General features: G+C 65.1%; 7 protein-coding genes and 1 tRNA gene. 3 read left to right on the top strand and 5 right to left on the bottom strand.

Features of this window, described 5'->3' with window-relative positions; genetic code table 11:
• Positions 1–188: 188 nt before the first annotated feature.
• The 3 genes from DF196_RS12870 to purT form a co-directional block, all read right to left on the bottom strand.
• Entirely contained in the window at positions 189–3941 is a 3753-nt protein-coding gene (locus DF196_RS12870; RefSeq protein ID WP_109058202.1) for a phosphoribosylformylglycinamidine synthase, read from the bottom strand.
• Positions 3942–4153: 212 nt separating this feature from the next.
• Positions 4154–4903, bottom strand: coding sequence for a phosphoribosylaminoimidazolesuccinocarboxamide synthase (gene purC, locus DF196_RS12865; RefSeq protein ID WP_109058201.1), 750 nt, complete (start codon positions 4901–4903; stop codon positions 4154–4156).
• Between the two features lie 79 nt (positions 4904–4982).
• A complete protein-coding gene (gene purT, locus DF196_RS12860; RefSeq protein ID WP_109058200.1) occupies positions 4983–6290 on the bottom strand; it encodes a formate-dependent phosphoribosylglycinamide formyltransferase in 1308 nt (435 codons plus the stop codon).
• A gap of 185 nt (positions 6291–6475) precedes the next feature.
• Here purT and DF196_RS12855 point away from each other — a divergent pair, with 185 nt between their 5' ends.
• Both DF196_RS12855 and DF196_RS12850 read left to right on the top strand, forming a co-directional pair.
• Positions 6476–7669 (top strand): pyridoxal phosphate-dependent aminotransferase, encoded by a 1194-nt coding sequence (locus DF196_RS12855; protein WP_109058199.1) that lies wholly within the window; start codon positions 6476–6478, stop codon positions 7667–7669.
• 141 nt (positions 7670–7810) lie between these two features.
• Positions 7811–8971, top strand: coding sequence for a glycosyltransferase (locus DF196_RS12850; protein ID WP_109058198.1), 1161 nt, complete (start codon positions 7811–7813; stop codon positions 8969–8971).
• Positions 8972–9208: 237 nt separating this feature from the next.
• Here the strand turns inward: DF196_RS12850 and DF196_RS12845 are convergent, their stop codons facing one another.
• Together DF196_RS12845 and DF196_RS12840 are read right to left on the bottom strand one after the other, a co-directional pair.
• Positions 9209–10234: a threonine aldolase family protein gene (locus DF196_RS12845; RefSeq protein ID WP_109058197.1), complete on the bottom strand. Its 1026-nt coding sequence runs from the start codon at positions 10232–10234 to the stop codon at positions 9209–9211.
• A 292-nt stretch (positions 10235–10526) separates the two neighbouring features.
• Positions 10527–10602: transfer RNA gene (locus DF196_RS12840), tRNA-His, on the bottom strand.
• Between the two features lie 367 nt (positions 10603–10969).
• On the opposite strand from DF196_RS12840, the gene DF196_RS12835 reads away from it, so the two are divergent.
• Positions 10970–12046: a bile acid:sodium symporter family protein gene (locus DF196_RS12835; protein WP_109058196.1), complete on the top strand. Its 1077-nt coding sequence runs from the start codon at positions 10970–10972 to the stop codon at positions 12044–12046.
• The last annotated feature ends 46 nt before the right edge of the window (positions 12047–12092 follow it).

Genomic DNA, 12092 nt, shown 5'->3' with positions numbered 1-12092 from the left:
CCGCTGTTTGCTTCACGGCAATGTCCTGACAAGGGGAGCCAAGAATAAGGGGCATGTCAATCTTGGTTTAACAGAGCCTTGCTGAAAGACGAAAAAAGAGGCCGTTCCCTACCGGAAATGGACTTTCCTGGCAGGGAACGGCCTCTCAGGCCGATCAGGCTCTCACGGCAGCTGTGGCCGCGACCTCATCAGGCGGCGAAGTACTCCACGCCGGCCTCGAAGATCGGCTGGTACTTGTTGCCCGGCACGTTGGCGTACAGACCCTCGCCCGAACGCTCCGAGTGACCCATCTTGCCGAACACGCGACCGTCCGGGCTGGTGATGCCCTCGATGGCCAGCAGCGAGCCGTTCGGGTTCACCGCCAGATCCAGACCGGGCACACCGGCCTCGTCCACGTACTGCGTGGCGATCTGGCCATTGGCCTTCAGGGAAGCCAGCACCTCGTCGGAGGCCACGAAACGGCCCTCGCCATGGGAGATGGCCACCGTGTGCACGTCGCCCACCGAGGTCTTGGACAGCCACGGGGACAGGTCGGAGGCCACGCGCGTGCGCACCAGGCGGCTCTGGTGACGGCCGATGGTGTTGAACGTCAGCGTCGGGCATTCCGCGGTCATCGGCACGATGTCGCCGAACGGCACCAGACCCAGCTTGATGAGCGCCTGGAAGCCGTTGCAGATGCCGAGCATCAGGCCGTCGCGGTTCTTCAGCAGATCGCGCACGGCCTCGGTGACGGCCGGGGCGCGGAAGAACGCAGTGATGAACTTGGCGGAGCCGTCCGGCTCGTCGCCGCCGGAGAAGCCGCCCGGAATCATCACGATCTGGCTCTTGGCGATCTCCTCGACCAGCTGCTGCGTGGACTCGGCCACGGCGGCCGGCGTGAGGTTGTTCACGATGAGCGTGGACACCTCGGCGCCCGCGCGCTCGAACGCGGCGGCGGAGTCGTACTCGCAGTTGTTGCCCGGGAACACGGGGATGATCACGCGCGGCTTGGCCACCGGAGCACCCACGTACACGGTCTTCTTGACGCCCGCGGCCTCGGTGTGGAAGTCGATGGTCTCCACGGTCTTGCCTTGTTCGTCGCCCTTGGAACGGTACGGGAACACGGACTCGATGCCGCCCTCCCAGGCGTTCTGCAGCTCGGACAGGTCGATGGTCTCGCCGGCGGCGCGGAAGCCGTACGCCTCCGTGGTCACGCCGATCTCGCCCACCTCGACCAGGTTGGAGACGGCCGGGATCTTCTCGTTGTCCTTGAGCTCCACGATGAACGAGCCGTACGCCGGGGCGAACAGGTCGTCCAGGGCGATGCCGTCGTTCAGATCCACGCCGATGCCGTTGCCCACGGTCATCTTGAACAAGGCCTCGGCGGTGCCGCCGTAGCCCGGCGTGGACACGGCCAGCGCGGTGTGGAAGTCGGTGAGCTCCTCGACCAGCGAGAACGCCTCGAGCAGCGCGTCCTTGTCCGGCGTGATGCCGTCGGCCAGGTAACGCGGCGCGATGCGCACGATGCGGTGTCCGGCACCCTTGAACTCGGGGGAGGTGGCGCGCTTCATGTTGCCCACCGCCACGGCGAAGGAGATCAGCGTGGGCGGCACGTCCAGATCCTCGAAGGAGCCGGACATGGAGTCCTTGCCGCCGATGGCGCCGGCGCCCAGATCCACCTGGGCCATCAGCGCGCCGAGCACGGCGGCCGTGGGCTTGCCCCAGCGTTCCGGCTCGTCGCGCAGCTTCTCGAAGTACTCCTGGAAGCTCAGGTACGCCTTCTCATGCTCGAAGCCGGCGGCCACGAGCTTGGCCAGCGACTCGACCACGGACAGATACGCGCCCGTGAACTGGTTCTTCTCCATGATGTACGGGTTGAAGCCCCAAGCCATCGCGGAGGCGGTGGTGGTCTCGCCGAACACCGGGAACTTGGCCACCATGGCCTCGTTCGGGGTGAGCTGCTTGACGCCGCCGAACGGCATGAGCACGGTGCCCGCGCCGATGGTGGAGTCGAAGCGCTCGGACAGGCCCTTGTTGGAGGCCACGTTGAGGTCGGTCACCAGCGCGTGCATGCGCTCCGCCAGGGAGCCGGAACGCCATGCGGCCGGCACCTCGTACGCCTGCTGGGCCTCGACGTGCACGATCTGGTGCTTGGAGGCGCCGTTGGAGGCCAGGAACTCGCGGGAGAGGTTCACGATCTCATCGCCGTTCCAGGTCATCACCATGCGCGGGTCCTCGGTCACGGTGGCGATCACCGTGGCCTCGAGGTTCTCCTCGCGGGCGTAGCCGAGGAATTCATCGACATCGGAAGCGGCCACGTCCACGGCCATGCGCTCCTGCGATTCGGAGATGGCCAGCTCGGTGCCGTCCAGGCCCTCGTACTTCTTGGGCACGGTGTTGAGGTCCACGTACAGGCCGTCGGCCAGCTCGCCGACCGCCACGGACACGCCGCCCGCGCCGAAGTCGTTGCAGCGCTTGATCAGACGGCATGCGTCGCCGCGGCGGAAGAGTCGCTGCAGCTTGCGCTCGACCGGGGCGTTGCCCTTCTGCACCTCGGCGCCGTCCAGCTCCAGCGATTCCACGTTGTGCGCCTTGGAAGCGCCGGTGGCGCCGCCGATGCCGTCACGGCCGGTGCGGCCGCCCAGCAGGATGATCTTGTCGCCGGGGGCCGGGGTCTCGCGGCGCACGTGATCGGCCGGGGTGGCGGCCACGACCGCGCCCACCTCCATGCGCTTGGCCACGTAGCCGGGGTGGTAAATCTCGTCCACCTGGCCGGTGGCGAGGCCGATCTGGTTGCCGTAGGAGCTGTAGCCGGCGGCCGCGGTGGTCACCAGCTTGCGCTGCGGCAGCTTGCCCTCGAGCGTCTGGGAGACCGGCACGGTCGGATCGGCGGCGCCGGTGACGCGCATGGCCTGATACACGTAGGAGCGGCCGGACAGGGGGTCGCGGATGCAGCCGCCGATGCAGGTGGCCGCGCCACCGAACGGCTCGATCTCGGTGGGGTGGTTGTGGGTCTCGTTCTTGAACAGGAACAGCCAGTCCTCGTCATGGCCGTTCACGTCAACCTTGACCTTGACGGTGCAGGCGTTGATCTCCTCGGACTCGTCCAGGCCGGTGAGGATGCCGTTCTTCTTGAGCCACTTGGCGCCGATGGTGCCCATGTCCATGAGGCACACCGGCTTGGCGTCGCGACCCAGCTCGTGGCGCATCTCGAGGTAACGCTCGAAGGCGGCCTTGACCACGGCGTCGTCGATGTCCACCTCGTCCAGCTCGGTGCCGAACGTGGTGTGGCGGCAGTGATCGGACCAGTAGGTGTCGATCACCTTGATCTCGGTGATGGTGGGCTCGCGGCCCTCCTCGGCGAAGTACTTCTGGCAGAACTCCAGATCGGCGAGGTCCATGGCCAGGCCACGCTCGTCGATGAACTTCTGGCCGGCGGCCGCGTCCATCTCGTTGAAGCCGGCGATGACCTCGACCTTGCCGGGCGTGGGCACCTGGGTCTTCAGCGTGTCCTTGGTGGCCAGGCTGGCCTCGCGGGCCTCCACCGGGTTGATCACGTAATGCTTGATGGCCTCGACGTCCGCGTCCGTGAGCTCGCCTTCGAGGGCGTACACCTTGGCGGAACGCACGGTGGGGCGCTCACCCTGGGAGATGAGCTGGATGCACTCGCTGGCCGAATCGGCGCGCTGGTCGAACTGGCCGGGCAGGAACTCGGTGGCGAACACCTTGGCCGCGCCGAAGTCGGGCAGGTCGGCGGAGACATTGTCCACCTGCGGCTCGCTGAACACGGTGGGCGTGGCCTGGCGGAACAGCTCCTCGCTGATGCCCTCCACGTCGTAACGGTTCACGATGCGCACGGCCTTGAGACCGGAGATGCCAAGGATGGTCTTCAGCTCGCCGGCAAGCTGCTGGGCCTCGACGTCAAAGCCGGGCTTCTTCTCCACGTATACGCGGAAAACCATGGGAATCCTTTCTTGATGGGGATGAACTGAAAAGTCTGGGAAAAAAGAATCGGCTCCCCTCGCCGAGGGGAGCTGTCAGCGAAGCTGACTGAGGGGAGCGGACGGCAGATGAAAGGTCATCCCACTGCTCCCCTCAGTCTCACTACGTTCGACAGCTCCCCTCAGCGAGGGGAGCCAGTGATTATGTCTGTAATGCCGTCCCGGCGAACCGCTCAGGCGACTTCGATGCCCTCGGACTTGGCCAGCTCGGCCAGACGGGCCTCGATCTCCTCGTAGGCCGGGATGATGGAGCCCAGACCGCGGCGGAACAGGTCCTTGTCCAGGTGCTCCACCTTGCCGGAATGGTCGCGCTGATCCCACAGGCGGCAGGAATCCGGGGTGATCTCGTCGGCCAGCAGCAGCGTGCCGTCGGAGGCGCGGCCCATCTCGATCTTGAAGTCCACGAGCTTGACGTCGATCTTGGCGAAGATGTCGATGAGGGCCTCGTTGATCTTGCGGGCCAGCGGGGCGATCTCGGCCAGATCCTCGCGGGTGCACACGCCGAGGGCCACCAGATCGTCGTCGTTCACGAACGGATCGTGCAGGTCGTCGTTCTTGAGGAAGTACTCGAGCACCGGCTCCTTGAGCGGCAGGCCTTCCTCAACGCCCAGACGAGAGCAGAAGTGACCGGCGGCGGTGTTGCGCAGCACGATCTCCAGCGGGAACATGTCGATCTTGCGCACCAGCTGGGCGGTGTCGTTCACGCGCTTGACGAGGTGGCTGTCGATGCCGCGGGCCTTGAGCAGGTCGAAGATGATGGTGGTGATGAGGTTGTTCAGGCGGCCCTTGCCGGTGAAGTCCTCTTTCTTCTCGCCATCGCCGGCCGTAGCGGTGTTCTTGTATTCGACCCACAGGATCTCCGGGTCGTCGGTTGCGTACAGCTGCTTGGCCTTGCCCTCGTAGAGCTTTTCCAGTTTCTCCATGATCGCCTTTCAAATCAGCGGAATTTCTGGGTGAACTAACGGTAAAAAGGGTACCAATCGCCGGGGATAACGACGTGGCTCAGCGCACGTCGATGTCGAGCGTCTCGGCCACGCGGGCGGCCTTGGCACGGGCGTCGGCCTCGCCCTGTCCGACGGCGAGCGCCACGGCCATGCGACGGTGGCCATGGACCTCCGGCTTGGCGAAGATGCGCAGGTCGGTGCCGGGCTCGGCCAGCGCCTCGGCCACGTTCGTGAACTCGGCCTCGCCGTCGCCGGCTACCACGATCGCATGGCTCGCGGCCACCTCTCCGGCCGGCAGGGCGAGCGCCACATGCCCGGCGGTGACCGGCAGACCCAGGACCGCGCGGGCGTGCAGGGCGAACTCGCTCAGCCGCTGCGAGGCCATCGTCACCATGCCCGTGTCGTGCGGTCGGGGGGAGACCTCGTTGAACAGGATCGAACCGTCGGTCAGCACGAACAGCTCCACGCCGAACACGCCCCAGCCGGTCTCGCCGGCCGCCTTGGCCTTGGCCACCAGCCCCTCGACGGCGGTGCGGGCGATATCCTGCGCCCGTTCGGCCTCGCCGTCGGGTTCGGCTGCCGGCTGCCACGACTCGCGGTAGTCGCCCGATTCCTGACGCTGGCCGATCGGGGCGCACGTCACGATGCCGGCCGACGACGAGACCGTCAGCACGGTCAACTCGCGCTTCAGGGGAGCCAGCGCCTCCACGATCACGCGGGCCACATCGCCCTCACCGGACGCGCGGCGTCCCTCCTGCGCCTCCGTCCACGCGGCGTCAATCGCGTCGGCGGCGCGCACCACGGACTGGCCGTGGCCGGACGAGCTCATCACCGGCTTGACCACGCACGGATAGCCGACCTCCTCGGCGCCCGCACGCAGCTCCTCCAGCGATCCGGCGAAACGGTACGGCGTGGTCGGCAGGCCCAGTTCCTCATGGGCCAGCACGCGCAGACGCTCGCGATCCATGCAGATGGCCGCGATCTCGGCGCTCGGCACCACCTGGGCGCCGGCAGCGGCGGCCCCGGCCAACACGTCCGTGGCGATGGCCTCGACCTCGGGCACGATGATATCCGGCCTGACCTCGTCGAACAGGGCCTTGAGCTCGTCGGCGTTCGCCATATCCAGCACGCGGTACTCGTGCGCCACCTGCTGAGCCGGCGCGCCCGCATACGAATCGGCCGCGCACACCCATGCGCCGAGCCTCATCAGTTCGATGGTGACCTCCTTGCCGAGCTCGCCGGAGCCCAGGAACAGCACGCGGGTGGGGCGCTTGCCCAGAGGAGTGCCCAGCGTGCGGCCGGCGGCGGGGGAGGAGATGGAATCTGCGGCGGAGGCCGCGGAAGTGTTCACAGCATGCTCAGTCATATCCCACATTCTGCCATGCCGCACGAATTTTGACGTCTGTAACCCGTCATAAACCATGCGTATAGACACGCCGTTGCAGGCATGCCCGGCCTGCCGTACCTTATGAATCACCGGCCGATATGTTCATCGCGGTCGGGCCAACGTTTCAAGGGGATTCATACGGAACACGGCGAGGGGGATGCGGCATGCCAGCGCGGAACGCGGCACTGATTTCCAAGCGGGCGGCGGGACTGCCCGGCAACCCCTTCGCCGAGGCGGACGCACGCGCCGCGGCCGCCGTCGCCGCCGGCAAGGACGTCATCGACCTGAGCAAAGGCAATCCCGACGGGCAGCCGCCGGCGTTCGTCCAGGACGCGCTCGCCCACGCCGCGCACGATCCCTCGCTCTTCCGATACCCGCCGTTCGACGGCGTGCCGGCGTTTCTCGAATCGATCGCCGGATGGTACGGCCGTCAGCACGGCGTGACCGTGGATCCCGCCACACAGCTGCTCGCCACATCCGGCTCATCGGTGGGCATCGCCACGGTGATTCAGGCCCTCATCGACCCCGGCGACACCGTGGTGGCCGTGGATCCTTATTATCCGCAGTACGAAGGATCCACCGCGGTGGCCGGCGGACGGTTCGAGACGATTCCCGCCGAAGCGGACCGCGGGTTCCTTCCCGATCTGGATGCCGTGGACCCGGCCGTATGGACTCGGGCCAAACTGCTGATCCTCAACTACCCGAACAACCCCACCGGCGCCGCCGCCACACCCGAACTGTATGGAACCGCCGTGCGGCTCGCCAGGCAATACGGATTCGTCGTGCTCAACGACTTCGCCTACGCAGGACTCGAGTTCGCCGGGGCGCGCTCACTGAGCCTCTTGGAGACGCCCGGCGCATTGGACGTCGCGCTGGAGCTGGGGTCGCTCTCGAAGATGTATATGGTGGCCGGCTGGCGCGGCGGATTCGTGGCCGGCAACGCCGAGGTGCTTGCGGCGGTCAAGGCCGTGCACCGGCAGACTGCCGTGCTGGCTTCCAGCGTGATCCAGCAGGCGGGTGCGGTGGCGCTCGCCTCCGACCAGTCCACGGTGGCGGAACTGGCCGTTCAATACCAGCATCGTTTCGACGTGGTACGCGACGGTCTGGCCGGCAGCGGACTGGAGGTCGCCGAGGCTCAGGGCGGACTGTTCGCCTGGGCCCGCGTGCCGGAATCCTTCGCGCGGGACGGTTCGGCCGCGTTCACCGACTGGCTGCTCAACACGGCCGGCGTGGCGCTCATGCCCGGTTCCTGCTTCGGCGAGGCAGGCGAGGGGTGGGTGCGCATCAGTCTGCTCAAGCACACCGCGGACCTGTATCAGGCCGTGGCCCGCATCCGGCGTGCGCTGGACGCGCGGTAGCGTACGTGTGCCGTACATACCAGCGTCGTACATACCATAAATTAGGCAATCCGCGCTTCGCCACACGATTCCTGCCGAAGCCGGCGGTTCGCAAGCTTTCCCATCCCCCGATCGCGTACGGATGTGACCTAAGATGAGGCAATGCGCGAAAAAGGGAACGAAGAGAGCATCGACCGGCCGCTGACCATCGCCCTCGTGGTGGACACGGTGGGCAACCAGGGCAACGGCACCTCCAATTCGGCGCTGCAATGGGCCGCCGAACTCGAACGGCAGGGTCATCATGTGAGGCTCGTGGGCATCGGCGCCCCCGAATACCCGGCCCGCGTGAACAAGGTGCCGCTGGTCTCATGGGTGGCGTCCAAACAGCTCATGCAGTTCGCCGAACCGAGCGACACGCTGTTCCGCACCGCCTTCCAGGGCGTGGACGTGGTGCATATCTACATGCCGTTCAAATTCGGCCGCCATGCCGCCAAGGTGGCGCATCAGATGGGCATCCCCGTCACCGCCGGCTTCCATCTGCAGCCGGAGAACGTGCTGTACTCCGCGGGGCCGCTGCGCCACATCCCCGGCGTGTCCGGATTCCTGTACTGGCTGTTCAAGCACTGGCTGTACAAGGGCGTCGACCACATCCATGTGCCCACCGAAATGACCGCGAGCCTGCTGCGCTCGCACGGGTACAAGGCTCGGTTGCACGTCATCTCCAACGGTTATTCGCCCGCCTACTCGCCCAAGGAGCCGGTCGACCCGCAGGCGCCCACGCCGGTGCCGTTCCGCATCATCGCCTCGGGCCGCCTCGCCCATGAGAAGGACCAGATCACGTTGATCAAGGCGATTTCCATGTCCCGCCATGCCGGGGACATCCAGCTGGTGATTGCCGGCACCGGACCGCTGCGGCGCTACCTGACCTTCCGCGCCGGCAGGCTCCTGGCCCGCAAGGCGGAGATCGGCTTCCACAAGCACTCCGAGATGCCCGAACTGCTGCGTTCGGGCGATCTGTTCGTCCACTGCTCCATCGCGGACATCGAATCCGTGAGCGTCATCGAGGCGATGGCCTGCGGTCTGGTGCCGATCATCGCCGCGTCCGAACTGTCCGCGGCCAGCCAGTTTGCCCTGCTGGACGAATCGTTGTTCCCCGTGCGGGACGCCGCGCTGCTGGCCCGCCGCATCGACTGGTGGATCGCGCATCAGGCCGAACGTGCCGAGTGGGGCGTCAAGTACGCCGAGCACACCAAAGAGCACTACTCGGTGGAGGCGTCCGTGCACAAGTTCGTGGACATGGAGCGCGAGGCGATAGGGGAGTGACGGCCGTGGGGCGGAAGAAGCTCCCTTCAGAAGAAGAGAGCCGCAAACCCGCCTAAACTGGCTCCCCTCTCCGAGGGGAGCTGTCAGCGCAGCTGACTGAGGGGAGCCGCAAGCCACCCAAACTGTGGCTCCCCTCTCCGAGGGGAGCTGTCGCTGAAAGCGACTGAGGGGAGCCGTCGGGGCAGCCGGCTGAGAGATAGCCCGTCGCAGGGTGCGCCATGCGACGGTCCTGTGGCCCTACAGCAGCGCGATGAGCTGGTCGACCTCCTCCGGCGTGGTGGACCAGCTCGTGCAGATGCGCATCACGGTATGCGCGTCATCGGCCTTCTCCATGAAGCCAAGCTTGATGTCCCGCTCCAGACGCTCGATGGTGGGCTGGTCAAGTGTCACGAAGATCTGGTTCGTGGGCGCGTCGAACGTCAGCTGGTAGCCCTTGGCCTTCAACGCCTCACGGATGCGGTCGGCCGCCTCGTTGGCGTTGCGGGCGATTCTGAAGTACAAATTATCCGTGAACAGGGCGTCGAACTGCGCGCCCAGCACGAATCCCTTGGCCAGCAGCGCGCCGTGCTGCTTGATGCGCGTCAGGAAATGCTTCGGCGTGTTGTGCTTGGTGAACACCACGGCCTCGCCGAACAGGGCACCCACCTTGGTGCCGCCGATGTAGAACACGTCCGCGATGCGTGCCACGTCCTCCAGCGTCATGTCGCCGCCGGTGGCGGTCAGCGCGTATCCCAGTCGCGCGCCGTCCACGAACAGCGGCATGTCGTAACGATGCGCCACCTCGGCGATTGCCTCGAGCTCTGCCTTGGAATAAATGGTGCCGTATTCGGTGCTCTGCGAGACGTACACGGAGCCGGGGAAGACCATATGCTCGTGATTGGCGTCCGCATAGAAGGTCTTGCAGTACTCGTCCAGTTCGCCCGCGTCCATCTTGCCGTTGTGGTGGGGGAGTGTGAGCACCTTGTGGCCCGCGTACTCGATGGCGCCGGCCTCATGTACGTTCGGATGGCCGGACGCCACCGCGACCACACCCGCATACGCCGGGGTGATGGTGTCGATGACCACCTGGTTGGCTTGCGTGCCGCCCACCAGGAACCACACGTCCGCGTCCGGCGCGCCGCAGGTTTCGCGGATTTTGGCTTTGGCTTGCGCGGTCAGCTCGTCTGAGCCATAGCCGGAATACAGGTGCTCATTGGCGCGCACCACGGCGTCGAGCACGGCCGGATGGGCGGCGCGGGAGTAATCGTTCTCAAAAGACAGCATTGCAAATCCTTCTTTTTGGGCCTCGTGAGGCAGTAGCCCCGAGTCTACAACGCTGACTCGTTGATACAGAGCTGTATGACGTATTGAGTCGGTTCAAACCCTCACTATGTATGCGGTGCAACCATGAGGCCGCATACATAGTGAGGGTTTGGCCATATGAAAAGACACTATGTATGCGGCGCCTTCGTTCGGCCGCGTACATAGTGAGGATTGAGGTGGTCTGCCCAAGGAATCGAACGGCTGACAGCTCGGAAAAACAAAAGACCCTTCCGATTTCTCGGAAGGGTCTTAGTGGGGTGGCCAACGCGGCTCGAACGCGCGACCTTCTGAACCACAATCAGATGCTCTACCAACTGAGCTATGGCCACCATGTTTGTTTCCCAGCAGGACTGGAAGACAACAGATGGATACTATACACACTTTTTCGGTGGTGTGCACATCGGCGTGTCGCGACAGTGCCGTGGTGGTCCGGCAATGTGGAAAACCGTTGATTTCCGAGCCTCTCGCCGGTACGCCGCAGCTGTATGCGCAATCTCCGGTTTCGATCTCCGGAATCGCCTGGCGATTTGGCGAAGCCGACAACTTCGGGGCGTCGGGTTTGGCGGAAGCCTCAAAAATGAATCGAATGAACGGCCGTATGCCCACAATGTGAGCAACACGTTTCGTGTCAAGCCCCACGCGCTTAATTTCATGCGATGTTACTTAGCAGTACATTCGTAACAGAGAGAGAAACACATGGAAAAGGTTAAGGCTTTTGCAGACTGGCTGACCAAATGGTTCACGGTCATCGTCATCGTCTGGGCCGTCTTCAACTACTTCGTGCCGCAGGCCAGCCTGTGGGGCAAGGCGTACACCGGTTACATGCTGGGCATCGTGCTCTTCGGCATGGGCCTGACGCTCACGCTCGACGACTTCAAGCGCATCCTCACCCAGCCTCTCATGGTCATCGTCGGCACCATCGCCCACTTCGTGATCATGCCGCTCATCGCCGTGCTGCTGTGCTGGATCTTCCGCCTCGACGGCCCGCTGGCCGTGGGTGTGATCCTCGTGGGCTGCTGCCCGTCCGGCACCTCCTCCAACGTGATGAGCTACCTGTCCCGCGGTGATGTGGCCCTCGATGTGTCCATCGGCATCCTCTCCACCCTGTGCGCGCCGTTCATGATCCCGCTACTGATGCAGTGGCTGGCCTCCCAGTACGTGCAGGTGCCGGTCGAGTCCCTGTTCCTCAACGCCGTCAAGGTGGTGCTTTTCCCGATCGCCCTCGGCGTGATCTGCCATATGATTTTCGGCAAGAAGATCGAGACCATCACCGTCGCCCTGCCGATCGTCTCGCAGGTCGCCATCCTCCTGATCATCGGCGTTGTGGTCGCGGCCAATGGTCCGAAGCTGTTCGTGGCCTCCTCCCTCATGGCCATCCCGGTGGTCATCCTGCACAACCTGTCCGGCTACGCCCTGGGCTTCGGTTTCTCCAAGCTGATGTACAAGATCTACCCGAAGGGCTTCCGCTACGCGCAGCAGAAGGCCATCACCTTCGAGGTCGGCATGCAGGACTCCGCTCTGGGCGCCACGCTGGCCCTGACCTCCTTCGCATCCAACCCGATCGCCGCCGTGCCGTCCACCTTCTTCTCCGTGTGGCACAACATCTCCGGCTCCATCCTGTCCAGCTGGTGGCGCAACCACGATGACCGCCACGAGATCCACTGGGATTCCGACAACGGTGAGAAGGGTTCCGCCAAGGGTGCCGATTCCGTGCACGCCTTCGACGCGGACAAGGCCACTGCCGAGGTGCCTCATTTGAAAATGAGCGCGTAATCCGGAGTGGTGCCTCACCTGTGGTGAGCGTGAAATCCTAGTCCGC

This window comes from Bifidobacterium callitrichidarum (assembly GCF_003129905.1).
GTDB lineage: Bacteria > Actinomycetota > Actinomycetes > Actinomycetales > Bifidobacteriaceae > Bifidobacterium > Bifidobacterium callitrichidarum.
Note: the sequence above shows the minus strand (reverse complement) of the source record. Positions and strands in the feature narration are given on the sequence as shown.

What these genes read in the sequence shown, in the direction of transcription:
- DF196_RS12855 (WP_109058199.1), top strand. Translation starts at nt 6,476, where the DNA reads ATGCCAGCGCGGAACGCGGCACTGATTTCCAAGCGGGCGGCGGGACTG.
- DF196_RS12870 (WP_109058202.1), bottom strand. Translation starts at nt 3,941, where the DNA reads ATGGTTTTCCGCGTATACGTGGAGAAGAAGCCCGGCTTTGACGTCGAG.
- DF196_RS12845 (WP_109058197.1), bottom strand. Translation starts at nt 10,234, where the DNA reads ATGCTGTCTTTTGAGAACGATTACTCCCGCGCCGCCCATCCGGCCGTG.
- DF196_RS12835 (WP_109058196.1), top strand. Translation starts at nt 10,970, where the DNA reads ATGGAAAAGGTTAAGGCTTTTGCAGACTGGCTGACCAAATGGTTCACG.
- purC (WP_109058201.1), bottom strand. Translation starts at nt 4,903, where the DNA reads ATGGAGAAACTGGAAAAGCTCTACGAGGGCAAGGCCAAGCAGCTGTAC.
- purT (WP_109058200.1), bottom strand. Translation starts at nt 6,290, where the DNA reads ATGACTGAGCATGCTGTGAACACTTCCGCGGCCTCCGCCGCAGATTCC.
- DF196_RS12850 (WP_109058198.1), top strand. Translation starts at nt 7,811, where the DNA reads ATGCGCGAAAAAGGGAACGAAGAGAGCATCGACCGGCCGCTGACCATC.